This is a genomic window from Streptomyces sp. DvalAA-43 (assembly GCF_900091725.1).
In the GTDB taxonomy this organism is placed as follows: domain Bacteria; phylum Actinomycetota; class Actinomycetes; order Streptomycetales; family Streptomycetaceae; genus Streptomyces; species Streptomyces pulveraceus.
Genome location: NZ_FMBW01000031.1, coordinates 328,154 through 348,475, shown reverse-complemented (window position 1 = coordinate 348,475; position 20,322 = coordinate 328,154). Strand labels below are relative to the sequence as shown.

Below are 20,322 nucleotides of genomic sequence, written 5' to 3'. Positions count from 1 at the left end.
CCGGGGCCCGGACGCCCTGGGCCCTCGGGCCGGGGCCGATCGGCACCTTCGCGCCGGGCAGCCGCACCGGACCGCCCGCGTCGGGCGCGGGGACCGGGGCGGGGACCGGGGCCGGTGCCGGGGAGCGCAGGTCGGCGCCGCTGCGCCAGGCGGTGTCCCGGCCGGGGACCGGCGGCTGCGGGGGCGGCGGCGGTACAGGGACGGGTGCGGCGGTCTTCCGTCCGCCGCGGCGCTGCTCGATCATCGCGGTGGCGGAGGTCGGCAGCCATGCCGAGGCCGTACCGCTGTCGTCGCCGCCGGAGGCGAAGAGGTGCGGGGCGAGCTGGGCCTGGAGGTCGGCGGGGGTGGGCCGCAGCCCGGCGTCCATCTGCATGCAGGACTCGATCAGCGGGCGCAGCTCGCCGGGCAGGCCCTCCAGGTCCGGGCCCTCGCGCAGCAGCATGAAGACGGTCTCGACCGGGTTGGCGCCGTGGAACGGCGCGTGGCCGGTGGCGGCGAAGACCAGCGTGGAGCCGAGCGAGAAGACATCGCTGGCGCCGGTGACGCTGCGCGAGTCCCTGGCCTGTTCGGGCGACATGTACGCGGGCGTGCCCACGGCGACGTTCGTCATGGTCAGCCGGGTGTTGGAGACCCCGGACGCGATGCCGAAGTCGATCACCCGGGGGCCGTCCTCGACCACGAGCACGTTCGACGGCTTCATGTCACGGTGGACGAGCCCCGCGCCGTGGATCGACTGGAGGGCCTCGGCGATCCCGGCGGCCAGCCAGCGCACCGCCTGGGCGGGCATGGGCCCGCACTCACTCACTATCTCTTCCAGCGAGGGGGCCGGCACATAGGCGGTGGCCAGCCACGGCACGGCGGCGCGCGGGTCGGCGTCCACCACCGCGGCCGTGTAGAAACCGCTGACGGCGCGGGCGGCCTCCACCTCGCGTGTGAAGCGGACCCGGAACAGCTGGTCCTCGGCGAGCTCCGTACGGACCGTCTTGATCGCCACGCGTCGGCCCGAAGCCGAGCGGGCGAGATAGACCAGCCCCATGCCGCCGGCACCGAGCCGTCCCAGCACCTCGAACGGGCCGATCCGCCTCGGGTCGTGCTGCGTCAGCTGCTCCACCACTTGCCTGCCACCTCCCCGTACGGGCCTCAGGAACAGAAGCCCGCGAAAACCCGCCCTGTACGGCGTCTCACCACTGGGCACCACCCGGCGGTGCGCACCCCCGATTCTTCCTGGCTGAGGCCCTGGTTGCGAACCCGGGGGCGGATCGGGGTGTCACAGCTCACTCTGCCCCCTTCTCGGACACAGGGGGCTGAAGTACGCCGAAAACGGCGCCCTGATCGTCCTGGAGGACCGCCATCCGCCCGTGCGGGATGTCGAAGGGCGGCGCGGAGATGCGGCCGCCGAGGCGCACGGCGTGCCCGGCCGTGCTGTTGCAGTCCTGGACGGCGAAGTAGCTGAGGAAGTAACTGGGCATCTCCGCCGGGAAGGCGTCGGTGATGACGCTGCGGCCGCCGACCGCGGTCTCCGGTCCGGGCTCGGTGCCCGCCGGGGACCACATGCGGAAGTCGACGCCGGACTCGGCCGTGCCGGGCCCGGCCGCTCCGGAGGCGTCCGCGCCGGAGACGTCGAGCTCGGTGCCCTGGAAGCCGAAGACCTTCTCGTAGAAGGCGTCCACCCGGTCCTTCTGGCGGGTGTAGACCTCGGTCCAGCAGAAGGAGACGGGTTCGTTCTGCTTCTGGAAGCCCTCGCGGTCACCGGCCTGCCAGAGCCCGAAGACCGCTCCGCCGGGATCGGCCGCCTGGGCGAGCGCCCCGGCCCGGCCGGCCCGGACGGGCTCGGTGATCACCTGGCCGCCCGCCTCCCTGATCCGGGCCGTGGACGCCACGATGTCGTCGGTGGCGAAGTAGATCCCCCAGGCGGTGGGCATCCGGCCGTCCTGCTTGGCGGCGAGCGCGGCGACGAGCTTCCCGCCGCTGAAGGCGTCCGCGTACGGTCCGTCGCCCGCCCGGAAGGTCCAGCCGAACAGCTCGCCGTAGAAGCGCTTGCCCGCTTCCAGGTCGGGCAGCTGCACATCCACCCAGCACGGCGCGGATCGCGCGAATGCGGCCATGGGCCCGGGTCCTTCCGTGATCCCGCGTCGCGCACGGGTCGTGGCAGTGACGCTCGTCACAGCAAACGTAACCGCGGGTCGCGTGCGGCGCGCCCCGACCGGCCCGCATGGAACCCATTTTCGATAAAACCGGACGGAAGGGCCGCGGAAGGTCTACGGAAGGGTCATGGAAGGGTTCCCTGCTCATGGCATCACGGAAAGTTATCCACGGAAGTTATCCACAGGCTGTTGATAAGACTTATCGCTCCGTGGTGTGCTCCGGGTGCGCATACGGCGAAATCCGGCCACTCCCCCCACCCCGTCTGCGGCGATCCCCATTTGCAGTCGGCCGAATCGCGCTCCGATCACCCCTCGGTAAGCTGACGGCATGACAGGACAAGTGCGCACCGTCGACGGCCGCGTGGCCGGTCGGCGCGGGCAGGCGACGCGACAGAAGCTGCTCGACTGCCTCAGCGAGATGCTCAGCTCCTCACCGTACCGGGACGTCAAAGTCATCGACGTGGCCCGGAAGGCGGGGACTTCACCCGCGACCTTCTACCAGTACTTCCCCGACGTCGAGGGCGCCGTCCTCGAAATCGCCGAGGAAATGGCCAAGGAGGGAGCCGGGTTGACCGAACTGGTCGCCGGCCGCTCCTGGGTCGGCAAGGCCGGCCGGCAGACGGCCGAAGAACTCGTCGAGGGATTCCTCGACTTCTGGCGACATCACGACGCGATCCTGCGCGTGGTCGACCTCGGCGCGGCCGAGGGCGACAAGCGGTTCTACAAGATCCGCATGAAGATCCTGAACTCGGTCACCAACTCCCTCACCGAGTCGGTGAAGGATCTCCAGGCCAAGGGCAAGGTCGACAAGGAGGTCAGCGCCGCCGCGATGGCGGGCTCGCTGGTCGCGATGCTGGCCGCCGTCGCCTCGCACCAGAAGGGCTTCACCACCTGGGGCGTGAAGCAGGCCGAACTCAAGCCGAACCTCGCCCTGTTGGTGCATCTGGGCATCACGGGCAAGAAGCCGACGCGGTAGCGCCGGCGCCGACGGCCGCTCTCCCACCGGGTGTCGCGCGGCCGTCCCGGGCGCCCCAGGTCCTGTCTCACCGACGGCGGGCCACGCATGTGGTCCGCCGTCGGTGCACCCGGACCGTGGTCAGGAGCCGTCCCGCCCGCGCAGCCTGAACAGCCGTATCTCCCGGTCGATCCGCGCCTGGTACGCCGCGTACGGCGGCCAGAACTTCAGCGCCGCCCGCCACACCTCGTCCCGCTCGGCCCCCTCCAGCAGCGTGGCGTGCACCGGAATGTCCCGGCCCTGCCAGTTGACGACCGCCTTGTCGGGACCGGCCAGCAGATTCGCGGTCCAGGCAGGGTGCCCCGTGCGGCCGAAGTTGCTGCCGACGAGGATCCAGCTCCGCTCCGCACCGTTCCCGCCCCCCTCCCCGTTCCGCTCCCCGTTCTCGGGCATGCAGGCCAGTGGAGTGGTCCTGAGCTGCCCGCTCCGCGCTCCCGGCACCGTCAGGACCAGCCCCGGCAGCATCCGGGCGCTGAGCAGCACCCTGCCGCGCGTGAGCCGGTGCACCGTACGGTCCATGGCGGGGACGACATGCGGGGCGACCCTCGCGAACGCCCTGGTGGAAGAGACCTTCTGGATCAGCCGGACGCCGGTCGCCATCAGACCGCCACCCGCTCGGCCGTTCCCGGCGCCGCCGGATCGGGGGCTCCCCCGAACAGCCCGGCCCGCCGCGCCGCGTGGTCGCGGAGCCGGTGGGCGGGGCCGAAGAGCAGTTCGTCGGCCGCGGCGCGCCTGAAGGACAGATGGGCCTCCTGCTCCCGGGCGGGTCCGGGGCCGCCGGGCAGCCGGACGGCCTCGGCGGCTGTGTCCCGGAGCGCCTCCAGGGCCTGGGCGAGGGCCAGTCCCCCGGCTGCGGCCGGGTTCCAGGCCGCGTAGTACGCCGCGGAGCGGGCCTCCTGCACCCGTGCGTACAGCTCCGCGAGACGGTGTTTCACGCACTCGGCGGAACCGGACGACCGCTCCCGCTCCCCGACCTGATCGGCCATCCGCTCCAGCGCACCCGCCGCCGCCCCCACCGCCTCCGCGGCCAGCAGCGCGGCGGCCCGCGGTCCGGCCGAGGCGAGGGCGCCGGTGACGTCCACGGTGTCGTCCGCGCCGAGGAGTTCGGCCCCGGTGTCGCGGAGTTCGATCCCGGCCAGCGGGCGGGTCTCGTCGAGCGGGGTGCGGCGGGTGCGGACGACTCCGGCCGCCGCGTCGGGGCGGACCAGGAAGAGGAGCGTACGGCTGCGCGGAAAGCCTCCGGCGTGGGCCGCGACCAGGAGGAGCCCGGCGCTGTGCCCGTCGAGGACCTGGGCGGCCTCCCCGTACAGCCGCCAGCCCTTGGCGCCGGGGACCGGCCTGGCCTGCATGCCGCCCGCCCGGCCGCCGCCCGCCCAGGTGCCGCCGGTGTCGTCGCCGGTGAGGCCGAGGGCGGTGGCGAGCGAGCCGCCGGGGACGGCCAGGGCCGCGGTCAGCCCGCCGTCCGCGATGCGCGGCAGCAGGGCGGTGCGCTGCTCGTCCGTGCCCAGTGCGGCGATCAGGGGTGCGGCGAGCACGGCGGTGGCGATCAGGGGCGAGGGCAGCCGGGCCCGGCCGGTCTCCTCGCAGGCGACGGCGAGCCCGGCCAGGCCGCGGCCGGTGCCTCCGTACTCCGGTGGGAGGGCGAGCCCCGGCAGCCCGGGGTCCCGGGCGAGCCGTCGCCAGAGCTCCGCGTCGTACCCGTCGGCGGTCCGCCCGTCGCTCCCGTCGTCGCCGGGTGCGCGGGACGCGGCCAGGAGCTCGCGCACGGTGCGGCGGATCTCGTCCTGTTCCGCGGTGAAGGCGGCATCCATCGTCGGACTCCTTCCCCTGAGGGGCCGGAGGCCCCTGATCTGACGGGGCGTCATGTTAGGGGTCAATCCCCGAGATGCCCAGAGTCGCGCACCGGAGCGGGATGGACGGGACCATCCGGCGGAGCGGAAGATCCCGGCCACCGGGTGGTCCGCACCCCCACTATCTGATGTACCGTCAGATTCATGCCTTCTTCCCACCGCAAGGTCGCTGTCGTCGGCATATCCCTCGCCGACTGCGGACGCGTGGACACGGCCACGCCGTACGCCCTGCACGCCCAGGCCGCCCGCCGGGCGCTGGCCGATTCGGGGCTGGACCGGTCCGTCGTCGACGGGTTCGCCTCCGCCGGGCTCGGCACGCTCGCGCCGGTCGAGGTTGCCGAGTACCTGGGGCTGAAACCCACCTGGGTGGACTCCACCGCGGTCGGCGGCTCGACCTGGGAGGTGATGGCGGCCCACGCGGCGGACGCCATCGCGGCGGGGCACGCCGACGCCGTACTGCTGGTGTACGGGTCGACGGCACGCGCGGACATCAAGGCGGGCCGCCGGACCTCCAACCTCTCCTTCGGGGCGCGGGGCCCGCTCCAGTTCGAGGTGCCGTACGGGCACTCGCTGATCGCCAAGTACGCGATGGCGGCCCGCCGCCACATGCACGAGTACGGGACGACCCTGGAGCAGCTCGCCGAGGTCGCGGTACAGGCGCGGGCCAACGCGGCGGCCAACCCGGACGCGATGTTCCGGGAGCCGGTCACGGTGGACGAGGTGCTGTCGGGGCCGATGATCGCGGACCCGTTCACCAAGCTGCACTGCTGCATCCGAAGCGACGGCGGCTGCGCGGTGCTGCTGGCCGCCGAGGAGTACGTACCGGACACGGCGAAGGACCCCGTCTGGATCCTGGGCACCGGCGAGCACGTCTCGCACTCCACCATGTCCGAGTGGGAGGACTTCACGGTCTCCCCCGCGGCGGTCTCGGGCCGCCTGGCGTTCGAGCGGGCCGGAGTGCGGCCCGCGGACATCGATCTCGCCGAGATCTACGACGCGTTCACCTACATGACGCTGGTGACGCTGGAGGACCTGGGGTTCTGCGCCAAGGGCGAGGGCGGCGCGTTCGTGGAGAAGGGCCGGACCGGGCTGGCGGGCGAGCTGCCGGTCAACACCGACGGCGGCGGCCTGTCCGCCTGCCACCCCGGGATGCGCGGGCTGTTCCTGCTGGTGGAGGCGGTACGCCAACTGCGCGGCGAGGCGGGCGAACGCCAGGTGCGCCGGGCGGGCGGCCGGCTCCCGGAGCTGGCGGTGGCATCGGGGACGGGCGGCTGGTTCTGTTCGTCGGGGACGGTGGTGCTGGGGCGGGGGTGAGGGGTGTGCGCCGTGGCCGAGCGGACACACCGGTCCGCCGTGGCCGAGCGGTCGCACGGGGACGACGGTCAGGGCCCCCTCCAGCCCGTTGAAAGCGGCCGCGTCACGCGTGGGGAACGGCAGCGCCCGCCCCGTACCGGCCATGCGCTGCAATGGGGGCATGACCGACGCACACCAGAGCTTCCTGGACCTGCTCCACACCCAGCGCGTCTGGGACGTGGAGCTGCCCGGCTTCGACCCGGCGTCCGCGCCCCCGGCCCCGCTGCCCCTCTTCCACCGCTGGTTCGCCGAGGCGGTGGCCGCCGGGCAGCCGGAGCCGCACACGATGTCGCTGGCCACGGTGGACGCCGAGGGGCACCCCGATGTGCGGACGCTGATGCTGCACGACGCGGACGAGCGCGGCTGGCACTTCGCCACCCATCGCACCAGCGCCAAGGGCCACCAGCTCGCCGCCCGGCCGTACGCGGCGCTCGGCTTCTACTGGCCGGCGCAGGGCCGGCAGGTGCGGGTGCGGGGTCCGGTCACCGCGTGCACGCCCGCCGAGAGCAGCGCCGATCTGCACGCCCGCTCGACCGGGGCGCTCGCATCGGCGCTGACCGGATCGCAGAGCGAGGTGCTGGGCTCGGCGGAGGAGCTGGCCCGCACCGCCGACGCCGCCTGGGAGCGGGCGCGCGCCGAGCCGGACGCGGAGGTCGCGAGCTGGACCCGGTACGTGGTCGAGGCGTGGGAGGTCGAGTTCTTCCAGGGCGACGCACGGCGCAGGCACGTACGGCTGCGCTACCGCGCGCAGGACGCGGCCTGGACCCGGGAACTGCTCTGGCCATGAGGGCCCCGGGAACCGCTCCGGCCGCGTGGGGCGGGTCCGTGCGGGCCCGCCCGCCCGGCCAGGACGCGGGGCCCCACGCCCAACCGTGCCCGCACGACCCCGGTCGTACGGGCACGGTGAGCGGCCGGTCGTCAGTCGAGGGAGATCGCCTGCACCGGGCAGACGCGGACGGCCTCCTTCACCGTGGCGCCGTCGAGGGCCTCCTCGTAGTCGGGCAGCAGCGCGCTGAACCCGTCGTCGTCCTGCGTGAACACCTTCGGTGCGGTGAGCGCGCACTGGCCCGCACCGATGCACCGATCCTTGTCGATACTGATCCGCATCCCAGCAGAGCCTTCCGGTCGCATTTCGATCACCCTGTTTCGTTCACCCTGTTTCGATCAAACAGGTTTCTGCTTCGATCAAACAGGTTTCGCTCACCAGGTCACGGGCATTTCGAGCAGGCCCTGGATGGTGTCACCCGGCTTGAACGGGATTTCCTCGGCGGGTACCGCCAGCCGCAGATCGGGAAGGCGATCGAAGAGCGCGGGCAGCGCGATCTCCAGTTCGGCCCGAGCCAGGTTCTGGCCCAGGCACTGATGGACTCCGAACCCGAAAGCGACGTGATTGCGCGCGTTCCGGCCGAGGTCCAGATCGTCCGGGTGCGCATACACGTTCCCGTCCCGGTTGATCACCGACGTGGTCAATATGACGCCGTCCCCCGCACGGATGGTCACCCCGCCCACCTCGATGTCGTCGACGGCCACCCGCGAAATTCCGTCGGCGATGGACAGGAAGCGGAGCAGCTCCTCGACCGCCGACGCCATCAGCCCCTCGGACTCGCGCATCCGGGCCAGCTGATCGGGGTGCTGGAGCAGCGTGAACGTACCGAGCGAGATCATGTTCGCGGTCGTCTCGTGCCCGGCGATGAGCAGGATCTGGGCCAGCCGCACCAGCTCGTCGTGGTCCACGGCACCGGACTCCAGCTGGTTGGCGATGAGCTCGTCGAGCAGCCCTTCGCCGGGGGTGGCCCGCTTCCGCTCGATCAGTACCCGGAAGTACTCGTCGAGCGCGTCCCGCGCCGCCTCGACGTCCGAGGACTTCGGGCCGCGGAGCAGCTTGCGCGACTGCGCCTCGAAGAACTCGTGGTCGTCGTAGGGCACCCCGAGCAGCGCGCAGATGACCATGGAGGGCACGGGCAGGGCGAAGGAGTCGACCAGATCGGCCGGCGGCCCCTGCTCGACCATCGTGTCGAGCAGCCGGTCCACGGTCTCCTGGATCCGCGGCCGGAGCGCGGCCGTCCGCCTGACCGTGAAGCTCGGGATCAGCATCCGGCGCTGGACGTTGTGCTCCGGATCGTCCACGCCGAGCAGTTCGACGCGCCGCAGGGTGGTTCCGGCCAGCCGTTCGGCGAAGAACGGGAACGCGGGGTTCTCCCGGTCGGACGACAGTCTCTGGTCCACCAGGAGTGAACGTGCCTCGGTGTGCCCGGTCACCAGCCACACCGTGCGGCCGTCGAAGAGCCGGGCGGGGGACACGGGCTGCTGCCCCCGGTGCTCACTGCGGTATTCGGTCGGCGGGTGGTAAGGACAGGTGCGGTTCTGCGGGAAGGAGACGGTTTCGGCGTCTGCCATGGCGGACCTCGCAAGAGATGGGGGAGTCCTACCGATCTCCGCCCACTAGATGCCTCGGGCACCTAATGGGTCTAGGTGTAGTTCGGCCAAATGTCATCGGAGAGATCCATTTTCCGTCCGCCGGACCGATCGGGCATTTCGAGCCACCCGGGCCACCCGTTCGCGCTCCTTGTACCGACTGGTTCCGAGTTCCTTGTACCGACTGGTTCCGAGTTCCTTGTACCGACTGCCGGACGCGATCTCTCCTCCCATTCTGCTCCCGCGCTCCCCTTCCGTGTTCCCCGCTGCGCCCACGTGTTCTCCCCTGCTCCGCTCATCTCCGCTTTTCCTGTGCAGGGGGCAAGATGGAAGGCAGTAGGGCGACTGGAGGCGACGATGAGCCGAACCCGTTCCCGCACCCGTTCCCGTTACGCCCCGGACGGCGGGTTGACCACACGCATGGTCGGCACGATGTTCCTGATCGGCCTGTTGTACGTGGTCCTGGTCGGCGTACTGCTGGCCGTGCTGCGCGGCGCCTGGCCGATCATCCTGATCCTCGTCGGCGGCATGTTCATCGCGCAGTTCTGGTTCAGCGACCGCATCGCCGCGTTCAGCATGGGAGCCCGTGAGGTCACCCCCGAGGAGGCGCCGGAGCTGCACGGGGCGGTCGACCGGATCTGCGCTCTTGCCGATATGCGGAAACCGCGTGTGGCCATCGCCCAGAGCGACGTGCCGAATGCCTTCGCGACCGGCCGCAGCGAGAAGACCGCTCTGGTCTGCGCCACCACGGGGCTGCTGCGCAGACTGGAGCCCGGGGAGCTGGAGGGCGTGCTCGCGCACGAGATGTCGCACGTCGCGCACCGCGATGTCGCCGTCATGACGATCGCCTCGTTCCTCGGTGTGCTCGCCGGGATCATCACCCGGGTCGCGCTGTGGGGCGGGCTCTCCCGCAACACCAGGAGCAATGACCCCATCGGCATCGCGATCATGCTGATCCCGCTGGTCAGCGCGGTCGTGTACGCCCTGAGCTTCCTGCTGACCCGGCTGCTCTCCCGCTACCGCGAGCTCTCCGCCGACCGCACCGCCGCCCTGCTCACCGGCCGCCCCTCCGCGCTCGCCTCCGCCCTCACCAAGGTGAGCGGCCAGATGGCCCGTATCCCGACCGAGGACCTGCGCAAGGCGGAGCCGTACAACGCCTTCTACTTCGTCCCCGCGTTCTCCTCCAAGGAGAGCCTGAGCCGGCTGCTCTCCTCCCACCCGACCCTCGAACAGCGCCTCGACCAGCTGGCCCGCATCTCCGCCGACCTCGCCCGCCCGTGACGTACGCCCGCGGAAACACCCGAGGCCCCGGGTGCACCCGGGGCCGAAGCAGCACCGGACGCCGAAGGTACGCCCGAAACCGAAGCAACCGCCCGGAGGAACGCCCATGGGTCTTCTCGACGTCATCCTCGGCCGCAGCAAGCCGGTCCGCCCCGACCTCGACCAGCTCTTCGCCGTCCCCTCCGCCGCCCTCACCCTCCAGGCGGGCGCGGGGTTCACACCGACCGGTCTCGGCTCGGTCTGCTTCGCGGGCGTCGAGGGCGGCTCCTTCGCCCGCGTCCAGCAGGACGTACGCGAACTGCTCGACGCCGACACCGGACGCGGCGGCATCCCGGTGGAGTTCAGCCAGGACACGTACGGCTACACCTGGCTGCTCTCCCGCCGCCCGGACGACGACACCGCCGCTCTGGTCAACGACCTGCACGCGGTCAACACCCTGCTCCAGGACGGCGGGTTCGGGCCGCATCTGCTCTGCTCGCTGATCGGCTTCCGGGACGAGCGGGACCGTCCGCTGGCCCTGGTCTATCTCTACAAGCGCGGCACGTTCTATCCGTTCGCCCCTGTGCCCGGCGGCGCCGAGAAGCGGGACAACCAGCTGGAGTTGCAGGTCAGGGCGGTGCTCGGGGACGACCTGCGGATGGAGAAGGACCTCGCCCGGTGGTTCCCGGTGTGGGGGGCGCCAGGGCTGTGACCGGGACTGTGATCGGGGCTGTGCAGCGGGGAGGTCCGCCGACCGGGTCCCGGCGCGGTGCCCGCCCGTATCATCGCTGCCATGACTGCTGAGCCCGCCCGTTCCGCCCGCATACGCGCCTCGGATGCCGATCGCGAGGCGGTGGTCGAGCAGTTGCGTGAGGCGGCGGCCGAGGGCCGCATCGACCTGGACGAGCTGGACACCCGGCTCGGGCAGGCGCTCTCCGCCAAGACCTACGCCGAGCTGGCGCCCCTCACCGAGGACCTGGTCCCCATCGAGGTGGCCATCGGCGAGCCACTGGTCATCAAGGGCGGCATGCACGGCGTGAGGCGCTCGGGCGTCTGGAAGGTCCCCCCGGTGATACACGTCCAGGGCGGCATGGGCGGCGTCCGGATCGACTTCACCCGTGCCGAGTGCCGACTGCGCGAGATCGCGCTGGACGTGCGCGGCGAGATGGCCGGGGTGAAGATCGTGATCCCGGAGGGCTGGACCACGCACACCGACGACCTGGACCAGGGACTCGGCGGCCTGAGGGACAGGACCACGGCCGAGCGGACCCCGGGCGCCCCGCTCCTGCGGCTGACGGGCTCCTGCGGCATGGGCGGTGTGGTCGTACGCCACCCGAACTTCCGCGAGCGCCGCAAGCTGCGCGCCCTTGAGTCCTGAATCCTGGGTCCTGGGTCCTGAGCACGCGTGTCCAGTCCCCGCCGGGTGACCGCACCCATGCCGCGTCCTCCGGACGGCCGGAGGCCCCCGTGCTCGGGCCCGCACGGCGGAGCCGGCGCACGTTCGCTCATCCGGCGAAGCGCCCTCAGCAGTCCCCGGGGTGGAAGACCGCGACGGCCTCCTCCCCCTCCTCCTGCCGGAAGGCCACCCGCAGCGCCATGCCGATGGCGAGCGCGGACTCCTCGCACCCCACGACCTGCGTCATCATCCGCGGCCCCTCGGCCAGGTCGACCACGGCGGCGACGTACGGGACGCGGGCGCCGAACGGCGGCAGATCGTTGCGATGGACGACGGACCAGGTGTAGAGCGTGGCGTCCCCGCTCGCCGGCTCCCAGACGACATCCTCGCTCCAGCAGTGCGGGCAGAACTCGCGCGGGTAGTGGTGTGCGCGCCCGCAGGCGCGGCAGCGGCGCAGCAGCAACTGCCCCCGGGCGGCGGCGTCCCAGTACGGGCGGCTGAAGGCGTCGGGTTCGGGGAGGTCGAAACGTACGGCGGCCGCGGTCACAGGAAGAGTCCGATCGCTTCGTCGAGGGACCAGGTCTGCCAGGACATCGCGAACAGCGCGACCAGCGCGATGAGCGCCATCATCGCGTTCTGCCCCTGCTCGGCCCAGTCGTGGATCATCAGCACCAGGTAGAGAAGGTTGAGAAGGAGCCCCGCGACCAGCGCGACGGGGGTGAGGAAGCCGGTGATCAGGCCCAGCCCCAGGGCGAGTTCGGCATACACGACGACGTAGGCCATGACCTTGGGGCGTGGGGCGACGATCCGCCGGAAGCCGGTGCGTACGGCCGCCCAGCGGTGCTTGGCCGCGACGTCGGCGGCCCAGGCGATGCCCGTACCGCGCTCGAACCAGCCCTTCTTGTCCTTGTGCCGCCAGCTCTCCAGCCACCACAGGCCGAGGCCTATCCGGAGAACGGCGAGCCACTCGGCTCCGCCGAACCAGATCGTCTGCATGGGGCCTCCCGTTCACTGAATCTGACGGTACGTCAGTTCACCCGATGGCGGTCGCTTCGCGCAAGAGGCGCGCAAGGAGCGCCCGGAAAGCGAACAAGAAGCGAGAGCGAGTGACCAAAAGGCTTACGCGCGTGATCAATTCGCAATCGATTCCGGTCTTGACCGAGACCCATCAACCGGGTGCGCGATTACGCTCCGAACCATGCCCGACAGCGCACTCACCTCCGGCGGCTCCGTATCGGCCCGGAACGACCTCACCGAGGACCGGCCCGTATACGTCATCGGTGGCGGTCCGGGCGGTCTCGCCGCCGCCGCGGCCCTGCGCGAGCTGGGCGTACGGGCGGTCGTGCTGGAGAAGTCCGGGAACGTGGGGGCGTCCTGGCGCCGCCACTACGACCGGCTGCACCTCCACACGACCCGGCGCCGGTCGGCGCTGCCGGGGCTCGCGATGCCGCGCCGGTTCGGCCGCTGGGTGTCCAGGGACGACGTGGTGCGCTATCTGGACAAGTACGCCGAGCACCATGAGCTGGAGGTGGTGACGGGCGTCGAGGTGTCCCGGATCGACCGCGCCCCGGACGGCGGGAGCTGGCAGCTGACCGCGACCGGCGGCCGGGTGCTGACCGGCCGCGCCGTCGTCGTCGCCACCGGCTTCAACCACACCCCGCGCGTCCCCGACTGGTCCGGCCTCGACACCTTCACCGGTGATCTGGTCCACGCCTCCGAGTACCGCAACCCCGCCCCGTACGCGGGCAAGGACGTCCTGGTCGTCGGTATCGGCAACACGGGCGCGGAGATCGCCGTCGACCTGATCGAGGGCGGTGCGTCCCGGGTACGGATCGCCGTGCGCACCGTGCCGCACATCGTGCGCCGTTCGACCGCGGGCTGGCCCGCCCAGTCGACCGCCGTCCTGGTGCGCAGGCTGCCGGCCTGGCTGGTCGACCGGGCCGCGGCCCTGATGTGCCGGATCTCCGTGCCCGACCTCGCCGCCCAGGGCCTGCCGCGCCCGGACACGGGCCTGTACTCGCGCGTCAAGGACGGCGCCATCCCGGTGCAGGACGTGGGGCTGATCGACGCGGTGAAGCGCGGCCGGGTGGTGCCGGTGGCGGCCGTCGAGTCGTTCGACGGGGACACGGTGGTGCTGGCCGACGGCGACCGGATCACCCCGGACGCGGTGATCGCGGCGACCGGCTACCGCCGGGAGCTGGAGGGCCTGGTCGGCCACCTCGACGTACTGGACGCCCGGGGGCGCCCGGTGGTCCACGGCGCCCGCACCCCCAAGCAGGCCCCCGGCCTGTACTTCACCGGCTTCACCAACCCGATCAGCGGCATGCTGCGCGAACTGGCCCTGGACGCACGGAAGATCGCCAAGCGCCAGGCGCGCAGGGGCTGAGTCCTCGCGGATCGCCTGACGCCGGCCGTTCCCCTGTCAGTCGAGGACGGCGAGATCCAGTCGCCGAAGGCGCGCGGGGTCGGCGATCACGTCGTACTCGGCAATTCTTCCGTCCACGATGACGAAGGCGAGTACGCACGCCAATCGGCCGCGTGGGGCCACGATGACTCCCACGGCGCCATCGACCAGTGCCAGTTCGGCCGACCGCGACCTGTGCGCGAGGGCGGCGGTCCCCTCCGCGACGGCTCGCGCGCCACGGACCTCGGCGACTCCGCCCGGCGGCACCGCGGCGGGGTCGGCGCGACGCACCACGTCGGGGGCCAGGACCGCGAGGATCGCGGTGAGGTCACCGGCACGCGCGGCGGTGAGAAAGGCCGAGACGACCTGGCGGTGCCGGGCGAGTTCGGCCGCCGGGACGGCGGGAGTGCCGCGCAGCTTGTGGCGCGCGCGGCTGGCGAGCTTCTTCGTGGTGACCGGCGTGCGCCCCACGATGGGTGCGATCTCCTTGAACGGCACGGCGAACATGTCGTGCAGCACGAACGCGACCCGTTCGACGGGGTCCAGCGTGTCCAGGACCACGAGCAGCGCACGGCTCACCGATTCGGTCAGCAGCGCCTCGTCTTCCGGGAGGCTCTCCTGAGCACGGAAGGCTTGGTCGAGCACCTGCTGTTCGGCCAGATCTTCCCGGCGTGACCTGCGAGAACGCAATACGTCGAGGCAGATGCGGGTCACCACGGTCCGCAGCCAGCCGCCCAGGTTCTCCACACCGTCGGCATCGACCCGGCCCAAGCGGAGCCAGGCCTCCTGCACGGCGTCATCGGCGTCGTCCAGTGAGCCGAGCATCCGGTAGGCGACTGCCCGCAGCTGACCGCGCTGCGCCTCGAAACGTTCGGTCAGTCCGTCACGCTCGTCCACTGGTCACCTTTCCCCGTCCTGCTCCGTCACCCTCCTGACGATCACGACGCAGTTGAGGTGACAGGAGAACCGGTGATGTCCTTGCTGCACTTGGATTCCAGTGCCAATCGTTCCGACGAGTCGGTCAGCAGACGACTGACCGCGCTGTTCGCGAGCACCTGGCGGGCTGTGCACGGTCCGGCCGGGTATCGGTACCGGGACCTGGCCGCCGATCCGGTACCGCCGCTGGATACCGCCTATTGTTCGCTCGGCCGACGAGTGGAGCGCGACGGCCTCGTCCCACCGGCCGGGGTGGGCGACCTGGTCGAGAGCCTGGCGGAGGAACGGGAGTGGGGGCTGACCCGCCCGCTGATCACCGAACTGCTGGAGGCCGACACCGTGCTGATCGGCGCCCCGATGTACAACTACTCGGTATCCGCCGCGCTGAAGGCATGGATCGACCGGGTCAGCTTCCCCGGAGCGTTCACCGCACCGGGCACCGGGGACAACGCGCTGCGGGATACGAAACTGGTGGTGATCAGCACGCGGGGCGGCGCCTACGCCCCGGGAACGCCACAGGAGGCATGTGACTTCCAGATCCCCTACCTGCGGGCGTACTTCAACAGGCAGGGCGTGGCAGCGGACAACATGCGTTTCATCAGCGCCGAGATGACCATGGCCGGCCTCGCCCCGCACCTCGCCTCCTTCCGGCCGTTGGCGGCGAGCTCGCTGGCCTCGGCACGAGCCGAGGTGACCGCGCTGGCCTCGGTTCAGCCGGTTCAGCCGGCGATCCGGGCGACTTCGTAGGACGCGGTGCGCGGCCGGCTCTCCCGGCCGCGCACCGCGTCCCGTACGCCGGGGCCCGGTCAGGCCGTGGCGTTCACCACGAGCTGGGCCGTGTTGTTGGCCGGCTGGGGGTCGAACGGGAAGGTCGCGGGGGTGGAGCCGCCGGTGGTGAGCATGACGCGGCCGGTCGCGTCGGGAACCACTCGGTCGATGCGCAGCTGGAACGGGAGGGTGCGCGTGGTGTCCGGCAGGGCCCAGTACGGCATCTCGCAGCTGTAGCGCGGGGCGCCGGTCCGCTGCGGGTAGTAGCCGCCGCTCAGGGTGCGCGGTGCGCAGTCGGCGGGGGCCGAGGTGACGGTGACGCCCTCGGGGACGGTGAAGTCGACGGCCGCGACCGGGTCGCCGGAGCCGAGGTTGCCGATCCAGGCCGGTCCGTCGTTGCGGAAGCCGAGTCCGGCGGTGACGGTCTCCCCGGCGCCACCCGTGACCCGGGCGCCCTGTGCCGCGAAGTCGGCCGTGTTCACCGCGCCGAAGGCAGCGATGGTGTAGTTGTCCTCGTCCGAGAGGTCGGCGGCTCCGTTGCCGGGGGCGACGCTGATGTCCAGCCGCTCGGTGTACGCGTGCGCGGTGAGGGCGACCCGCAGCGGCGTCGGCAGGGTGAAGGAGTCACCCGGCTCGATGACCTGGTCGAAGGAGCAGGTGGCGTGGGACATCGGGGCGTAGTCGTCGCCGCCGGTCGTCCCGTAGGTGCACTCGGCGTACTCGGTCAGGAAGTCGAGCCCGTACGAGGCGGTGAAGGTGGCGGTGAGTCCCTCGGACCGCTCGCTGCCCTTGTTGGTCACCGCGAACGGCACGGTCCGCACGGCGCCCGGCTGGAGGTTCTTCACCGGAGCGATCTCCCCGAGGGACAGGTCGGGACCCGAACCGACCGAGACCGTGGTGTCGAACGAGTCGTGCGGGGCTTCCAGCGTGCCGTCGGGACCGCCGGTGGCCACGGCGGCGTAGGTGATCCGCCCCTTGGCCCCGAGCTCGGCACCATCGGCGGCGCGGACCGTGAGGTGGATTTGCGGGCTGTAGGCCTCGCCGATGACGGGGACCTCGGGGACGGTGCACACGGCCGTGGTCCCGGCCGGGGCGCAGTTGTCGGGCCAGGTCACATCGGCCACCCCGGCGACACCGGAGATGTCGACCGAGAGCCGTCCGTCGGTGACGGCGAAGTTGTCGTTGTCGTGGTAGAGCCCGATGTCCAGCGGGCTGCCTTCCGACGTGCTGCCGCCGGGCGTCAGCTTCTGCTCGCTGGGTGCCTGTATCCAGAGCTGGTCGGACTGCTCCTGCGCGAACGCGGGAGCCGCGAGTCCGGCGGTCAGCAGTCCGGCGGTCGCGACGACACAGACACCGAGGCGCACGGTGCGCCGGGCGGAGACGGGTCTCATGTTTCTCCCAGGGGTGGGCCATTGCTGGCGTACGACGGCCAGTGTGCCCGGCCCGACCGTTCGACCTTCAAGATCACCCGTAGGTTGTACGGCTCCGGCCGCCGCCGCCCTCCCTCTCTCAGGCTTTGCGTGCACACCCATTCCTGACGGCGCGTCAGTTCAGTAACCTGACAGAGCGTCAGCTTTTGGGCTGGCCGGGCACGATCACCCGACGGACCCCGAGCAGAAGTGGGCGGAACGATGCTTGGATCGACTCACGGCACCCTCACCACCGACTTCCGCGCCAGAGTGGTGGCCTGCGGCGAAGAGTCGCATGCCGCCGTCCACAGCATGACGGTCGACGCCGCCGCCGAGTGCGTCCTGGACGTCAGCGGCCGGCCGCTGCACGCCGCCGTGCCGGATCTGGACCGGTTCTTCCGGCCCGCCTCCGTGGCCGTCATCGGCGCGTCCGACGCCGAGGGGCGGCCCAATACCGGCATCACCCGGCAGCTGATCGGCTGGGCCGAGCGGGTCGGGGCGCGGCTGTATCCCGTGCATCCCACCCGGGAGTCCGTGTTCGGGCGGGCCTGTTCTCCTTCCGTGGCGGAGCTGCCGGAGCAGGTCGATCTGGCCGTGCTGCTGGTCGGCGATCCGCTGCCGGTGATCGAGGAACTCGCGCAGGCCAAGGTGCGGTTCGCCGTCGCCTTCGCCTCCGGGTTCGCCGAGACGGGCGAGGAGGGTGCCGCCGCCCAGGCGCGGCTGGCCGCGGCGGTGGAGCGGTCCGGGCTGCGGCTGCTCGGGCCGAACACCAACCTCAACGCCTTCGAGAGGTTCCGGGACGATCTGGACGGGCCGGCCATCGCGCTGATCACCCAGTCCGGCCACCAGGGCCGCCCCGTCTACACCCTCCAGGAACTGGGGGTACGGCTCTCGCACTGGGCACCCACGGGCAACGAAGCGGATCTGGAGACCGCCGACTTCATCTCGTACTTCTCGCAGCGCCCCGAGGTGGGGGCCATCGCCTGCTACGTGGAGGGGCTCAAGGACGGGCGCTCCTTTCTGCTCGCCGCGGACCGGGCGGCGCGGGCCGGGGTGCCGGTCGTGGCGGTCAAGGTGGGGCGTACGGAGACGGGGGCCAGGATGGCCGCGTCACACACCGGCAAGCTGACCGGCGCCGACCAGGTGGTGGACGCGGCGATGCGGCAGTTCGGTGTGATCCGGGTGGACGGGCTCGATGAGCTCCAGGACACCGCGACGCTGCTCGCGCGGGCACGGAAGCCGCAGGCCGAGGGGGTCGTCGTGTATTCGATCTCGGGCGGCACGGGGGCGCACTTCTCCGATCTGGCGACCGGCGCGGGGCTGAGCCTGCCCACCCTGTCCGAGGCGAAGCAGCGCGAGCTGCACGAGTGGATTCCCGGCTATCTGAACGTGGCCAACCCGGTCGACAACGGGGGCCATCCGGTCGGCGACTGGCGCGGCCGGAAGATCATCGACGCGATACTCGCCGACCCCGATGTCGGGGTGCTGATCTGTCCGATCACCGGCCCCTTCCCCCCGATGAGCGACAAGCTCGCGCAGGACCTGGTGGACGCGGCGGAGACCACGGACAAGCTGGTGTGCGTGGTGTGGGGCTCGCCCGTCGGTACGGAGGAGGCGTACCGCACGACGCTGCTCGGCTCGTCCCGCGTCGCCACCTTCCGTACCTTCGGCAACTGCATCACCGCCGTGAAGGCCTATCTGGACCACCACCGGTTCGCCGCCTCCTACCGCTCCCCCTTCGACGAGGCGCCCCGCACGCCGTCGCCCTCCTTCCGCAAGGCGCAGGCACTGATGCGCCCGGGACACCAGCTGAGCGAGCACGCGGCGAAGCAGTTGCTGCGGGCGTACGGAATCCGCGTACCGCGCGAGCAGTTGGTGACCAGCGCCGCGGCGTCCGTCCGGGCCGCGGGGCTGGTCGGCTACCCCGTGGTCATGAAGGCGTCGGGCGCCCAGCTCGCCCACAAGACCGAACTGGGCCTGGTCAAGGTCGGGCTCACCTCCGCGAGCCAGGTGCGGGACGCCTACCGCGAGCTGACCGACATCGCGCGCTACGAAGGCATCGAGCTGGACGGGATCCTGGTCTGCCAGATGGTCGAGCGGGGTGTCGAGATGATGGTCGGCGTCACCCAGGACGCGCTGTTCGGGCCGACGGTGACGGTCGGGCTCGGCGGTGTGCTGGTCGAGGTGCTGCACGACGCGGCGGTGCGGGTGCCGCCGTTCGGCGAGGACCAGGCGCGGTCGATGCTGGGCGAACTGCGCGGCCGGGCCCTGCTGGAGGGCGTGCGCGGCGGTCCGCCGGTGGATGTGGACGCGCTCGTCGAGGTCGTGCTGCGGGTGCAGCGGATGGCGCTGGAACTGGACGACGACCTCACCGAGCTGGACATCAACCCGCTGATGGTGCTCGGGCGGGGGCAGGGCGCGGTGGCGCTGGACGCGCTCGCCGTCTGCCGCTGACCGGTCACCCCGCCGACCGAACCACCTACCCAGGAGCTGCCCCATGCCGTCCTCCCCCGAAGACATCACCGAGTCCACCGAGTCCGCGGAAGCCGCCGACCCGCTCCATTCATTGGTACTGCACACCACTGACAACGGCGTCTGCTGGATCACGCTCAACCGGCCCGAGGCGATGAACGCCGTCACCTGGGAGCAGCGGGAACGCGTCATCGGCCTGCTCGCCGAGGCGTCCGCCGACCCGGCGGTCCGGGCCGTCGTCCTCACCGCCACCGGCCGCGGTTTCTGCGCGGGCGCCGACCTGCGCGGCGCCCCGGCGGCCGGCGAGCGGGTGCCGGGCGACGTGGCCCGTACGATCCGGCTCGGCGCGCAGCGTCTGATCGCCGCGGTCCTGGACTGCGAGAAGCCCGTCGTCGCGGCCGTCAACGGCACGGCGGCCGGCATCGGCGCCCACCTCGCGTTCGCCTGCGATCTGGTGCTGGCCGCCGAATCGGCGAAGTTCATCGAGGTGTTCGTACGCCGCGGCCTCGTGCCGGACGGTGGCGGCGCCTATCTGCTGCCGCGACTGATCGGCCCGCAGCGCGCCAAGGAGCTGATGTTCTTCGGCGACTCGCTGCCTGCGGCGGAGGCGGAACGGCTGGGGCTGGTCAACCGCACCGTGCCGGACGGGGAGCTGGCGGCGACGGCGCGGGCGTGGGCGCAGCGGCTGGCCGAGGGGCCGACCCGTGCGATCGCCCTCACCAAACAGCTCGTCAACGCGTCGATGGACGCGGACCGGTCGACGGCGTTCGCCGCCGAGGCCATGGCCCAGGAGATCAATATGACGACGCGGGACGCCAACGAGGGCGTGGCGAGCTTCGTGGAGCGGCGGGCGCCCAAGTACCGCGGGATTTAGGGTCTTTCATCCGCGACGGGGGTGGG

20 protein-coding genes are annotated in these 20,322 nt (G+C 71.7%); 10 read left to right on the top strand and 10 right to left on the bottom strand.

Annotation, left to right across the window (positions count from 1 at the left end):
• Window positions 1-1,114: serine/threonine-protein kinase (locus GA0115234_RS09670; RefSeq protein WP_176729120.1), on the bottom strand; the 1,114-nt coding region annotated here is incomplete at its 3' end.
• A gap of 160 nt (window positions 1,115-1,274) precedes the next feature.
• The gene (locus GA0115234_RS09665; RefSeq protein WP_093540456.1) at window positions 1,275-2,105 is read right to left on the bottom strand and encodes a VOC family protein; all 831 of its coding nucleotides are present in this window, start codon (window positions 2,103-2,105) and stop codon (window positions 1,275-1,277) included.
• A gap of 367 nt (window positions 2,106-2,472) precedes the next feature.
• Here GA0115234_RS09665 and GA0115234_RS09660 point away from each other — a divergent pair, with 367 nt between their 5' ends.
• On the top strand, window positions 2,473-3,120 hold the full coding sequence (locus GA0115234_RS09660; RefSeq protein WP_093540455.1) for a TetR family transcriptional regulator: 648 nt from the start codon (window positions 2,473-2,475) through the stop codon (window positions 3,118-3,120).
• 120 nt (window positions 3,121-3,240) lie between these two features.
• Here the strand turns inward: GA0115234_RS09660 and GA0115234_RS09655 are convergent, their stop codons facing one another.
• Window positions 3,241-3,759, bottom strand: coding sequence for a nitroreductase family deazaflavin-dependent oxidoreductase (locus GA0115234_RS09655; protein WP_093540454.1), 519 nt, complete (start codon window positions 3,757-3,759; stop codon window positions 3,241-3,243).
• Window positions 3,759-4,970 carry an acyl-CoA dehydrogenase family protein gene (locus tag GA0115234_RS09650; protein ID WP_093540453.1) on the bottom strand — a complete coding sequence of 404 codons (1,212 nt, stop codon included), beginning with the start codon at window positions 4,968-4,970 and terminating at the stop codon, window positions 3,759-3,761. The genes GA0115234_RS09655 and GA0115234_RS09650 overlap by 1 nt, the downstream gene beginning before the upstream one ends.
• Window positions 4,971-5,153: 183 nt before the next feature.
• On the opposite strand from GA0115234_RS09650, the gene GA0115234_RS09645 reads away from it, so the two are divergent.
• Together GA0115234_RS09645 and GA0115234_RS09640 are read left to right on the top strand one after the other, a co-directional pair.
• A complete protein-coding gene (locus GA0115234_RS09645) occupies window positions 5,154-6,323 on the top strand; it encodes a thiolase C-terminal domain-containing protein (RefSeq protein ID WP_093540452.1) in 1,170 nt (389 codons plus the stop codon).
• A 160-nt stretch (window positions 6,324-6,483) separates the two neighbouring features.
• A complete protein-coding gene (locus GA0115234_RS09640; RefSeq protein WP_093540493.1) occupies window positions 6,484-7,149 on the top strand; it encodes a pyridoxine/pyridoxamine 5'-phosphate oxidase in 666 nt (221 codons plus the stop codon).
• A gap of 131 nt (window positions 7,150-7,280) precedes the next feature.
• Here the strand turns inward: GA0115234_RS09640 and GA0115234_RS09635 are convergent, their stop codons facing one another.
• Complete coding sequence (locus tag GA0115234_RS09635) at window positions 7,281-7,469, bottom strand: ferredoxin (RefSeq protein ID WP_093540451.1); 189 nt, start codon at window positions 7,467-7,469, stop codon at window positions 7,281-7,283.
• 93 nt (window positions 7,470-7,562) lie between these two features.
• Window positions 7,563-8,759: a cytochrome P450 gene (locus GA0115234_RS09630; protein ID WP_093540450.1), complete on the bottom strand. Its 1,197-nt coding sequence runs from the start codon at window positions 8,757-8,759 to the stop codon at window positions 7,563-7,565.
• A 375-nt stretch (window positions 8,760-9,134) separates the two neighbouring features.
• Between GA0115234_RS09630 and htpX the strand changes: the two genes are divergently transcribed.
• The 3 genes from htpX to GA0115234_RS09615 all read left to right on the top strand — a co-directional run bounded on the left by htpX (window position 9,135) and on the right by GA0115234_RS09615 (window position 11,415).
• Entirely contained in the window at window positions 9,135-10,058 is a 924-nt protein-coding gene (htpX, locus tag GA0115234_RS09625) for a zinc metalloprotease HtpX (protein WP_093540449.1), read from the top strand.
• Between the two features lie 106 nt (window positions 10,059-10,164).
• Window positions 10,165-10,749: a PspA-associated protein PspAB gene (locus GA0115234_RS09620; RefSeq protein ID WP_093540448.1), complete on the top strand. Its 585-nt coding sequence runs from the start codon at window positions 10,165-10,167 to the stop codon at window positions 10,747-10,749.
• Between the two features lie 81 nt (window positions 10,750-10,830).
• The gene (locus tag GA0115234_RS09615) at window positions 10,831-11,415 is read left to right on the top strand and encodes a DUF1707 SHOCT-like domain-containing protein (protein ID WP_093540492.1); all 585 of its coding nucleotides are present in this window, start codon (window positions 10,831-10,833) and stop codon (window positions 11,413-11,415) included.
• A 145-nt stretch (window positions 11,416-11,560) separates the two neighbouring features.
• Here GA0115234_RS09615 and GA0115234_RS09610 read toward each other — a convergent pair whose 3' ends face one another.
• A complete protein-coding gene (locus GA0115234_RS09610) occupies window positions 11,561-11,980 on the bottom strand; it encodes a Zn-ribbon domain-containing OB-fold protein (RefSeq protein ID WP_093540447.1) in 420 nt (139 codons plus the stop codon).
• A complete protein-coding gene (locus GA0115234_RS09605; protein ID WP_093540446.1) occupies window positions 11,977-12,429 on the bottom strand; it encodes a DoxX family protein in 453 nt (150 codons plus the stop codon). The genes GA0115234_RS09610 and GA0115234_RS09605 overlap by 4 nt, the downstream gene beginning before the upstream one ends.
• A 202-nt stretch (window positions 12,430-12,631) precedes the next feature.
• On the opposite strand from GA0115234_RS09605, the gene GA0115234_RS09600 reads away from it, so the two are divergent.
• Window positions 12,632-13,819, top strand: a complete 1,188-nt coding sequence (locus GA0115234_RS09600) for a flavin-containing monooxygenase (protein WP_093540445.1) — start codon at window positions 12,632-12,634, stop codon at window positions 13,817-13,819.
• A gap of 36 nt (window positions 13,820-13,855) precedes the next feature.
• On the opposite strand, the gene GA0115234_RS09595 is transcribed toward GA0115234_RS09600, so the two are convergent.
• Window positions 13,856-14,734 carry a sigma-70 family RNA polymerase sigma factor gene (locus GA0115234_RS09595; protein WP_093540444.1) on the bottom strand — a complete coding sequence of 293 codons (879 nt, stop codon included), beginning with the start codon at window positions 14,732-14,734 and terminating at the stop codon, window positions 13,856-13,858.
• 75 nt (window positions 14,735-14,809) lie between these two features.
• On the opposite strand from GA0115234_RS09595, the gene GA0115234_RS09590 reads away from it, so the two are divergent.
• Window positions 14,810-15,520, top strand: coding sequence for an FMN-dependent NADH-azoreductase (locus GA0115234_RS09590; RefSeq protein ID WP_176729119.1), 711 nt, complete (start codon window positions 14,810-14,812; stop codon window positions 15,518-15,520).
• A 59-nt stretch (window positions 15,521-15,579) separates the two neighbouring features.
• On the opposite strand, the gene GA0115234_RS09585 is transcribed toward GA0115234_RS09590, so the two are convergent.
• Window positions 15,580-16,932: a hypothetical protein gene (locus GA0115234_RS09585; RefSeq protein WP_093540442.1), complete on the bottom strand. Its 1,353-nt coding sequence runs from the start codon at window positions 16,930-16,932 to the stop codon at window positions 15,580-15,582.
• A 240-nt stretch (window positions 16,933-17,172) separates the two neighbouring features.
• On the opposite strand from GA0115234_RS09585, the gene GA0115234_RS09580 reads away from it, so the two are divergent.
• Window positions 17,173-19,404 (top strand): acetate--CoA ligase family protein, encoded by a 2,232-nt coding sequence (locus tag GA0115234_RS09580; RefSeq protein ID WP_093540441.1) that lies wholly within the window; start codon window positions 17,173-17,175, stop codon window positions 19,402-19,404.
• Between the two features lie 43 nt (window positions 19,405-19,447).
• On the top strand, window positions 19,448-20,296 hold the full coding sequence (locus GA0115234_RS09575; RefSeq protein ID WP_093540440.1) for an enoyl-CoA hydratase/isomerase family protein: 849 nt from the start codon (window positions 19,448-19,450) through the stop codon (window positions 20,294-20,296).
• Window positions 20,297-20,322 lie beyond the last annotated feature (26 nt).

Bases quoted from the DNA above. Each gene is read 5' to 3' on its own strand.
- GA0115234_RS09665 (WP_093540456.1), bottom strand. From the start codon at position 2,105: ATGGCCGCATTCGCGCGATCCGCGCCGTGCTGGGTGGATGTGCAGCTG.
- GA0115234_RS09660 (WP_093540455.1), top strand. From the start codon at position 2,473: ATGACAGGACAAGTGCGCACCGTCGACGGCCGCGTGGCCGGTCGGCGC.
- GA0115234_RS09655 (WP_093540454.1), bottom strand. From the start codon at position 3,759: ATGGCGACCGGCGTCCGGCTGATCCAGAAGGTCTCTTCCACCAGGGCG.
- GA0115234_RS09650 (WP_093540453.1), bottom strand. From the start codon at position 4,970: ATGGATGCCGCCTTCACCGCGGAACAGGACGAGATCCGCCGCACCGTG.
- GA0115234_RS09645 (WP_093540452.1), top strand. From the start codon at position 5,154: ATGCCTTCTTCCCACCGCAAGGTCGCTGTCGTCGGCATATCCCTCGCC.
- GA0115234_RS09640 (WP_093540493.1), top strand. From the start codon at position 6,484: ATGACCGACGCACACCAGAGCTTCCTGGACCTGCTCCACACCCAGCGC.
- GA0115234_RS09635 (WP_093540451.1), bottom strand. From the start codon at position 7,469: ATGCGGATCAGTATCGACAAGGATCGGTGCATCGGTGCGGGCCAGTGC.
- GA0115234_RS09630 (WP_093540450.1), bottom strand. From the start codon at position 8,759: ATGGCAGACGCCGAAACCGTCTCCTTCCCGCAGAACCGCACCTGTCCT.
- htpX (WP_093540449.1), top strand. From the start codon at position 9,135: ATGAGCCGAACCCGTTCCCGCACCCGTTCCCGTTACGCCCCGGACGGC.
- GA0115234_RS09620 (WP_093540448.1), top strand. From the start codon at position 10,165: ATGGGTCTTCTCGACGTCATCCTCGGCCGCAGCAAGCCGGTCCGCCCC.
- GA0115234_RS09615 (WP_093540492.1), top strand. From the start codon at position 10,831: ATGACTGCTGAGCCCGCCCGTTCCGCCCGCATACGCGCCTCGGATGCC.
- GA0115234_RS09605 (WP_093540446.1), bottom strand. From the start codon at position 12,429: ATGCAGACGATCTGGTTCGGCGGAGCCGAGTGGCTCGCCGTTCTCCGG.
- GA0115234_RS09600 (WP_093540445.1), top strand. From the start codon at position 12,632: ATGCCCGACAGCGCACTCACCTCCGGCGGCTCCGTATCGGCCCGGAAC.
- GA0115234_RS09590 (WP_176729119.1), top strand. From the start codon at position 14,810: ATGTCCTTGCTGCACTTGGATTCCAGTGCCAATCGTTCCGACGAGTCG.
- GA0115234_RS09585 (WP_093540442.1), bottom strand. From the start codon at position 16,932: ATGAGACCCGTCTCCGCCCGGCGCACCGTGCGCCTCGGTGTCTGTGTC.
- GA0115234_RS09580 (WP_093540441.1), top strand. From the start codon at position 17,173: ATGCTTGGATCGACTCACGGCACCCTCACCACCGACTTCCGCGCCAGA.
- GA0115234_RS09575 (WP_093540440.1), top strand. From the start codon at position 19,448: ATGCCGTCCTCCCCCGAAGACATCACCGAGTCCACCGAGTCCGCGGAA.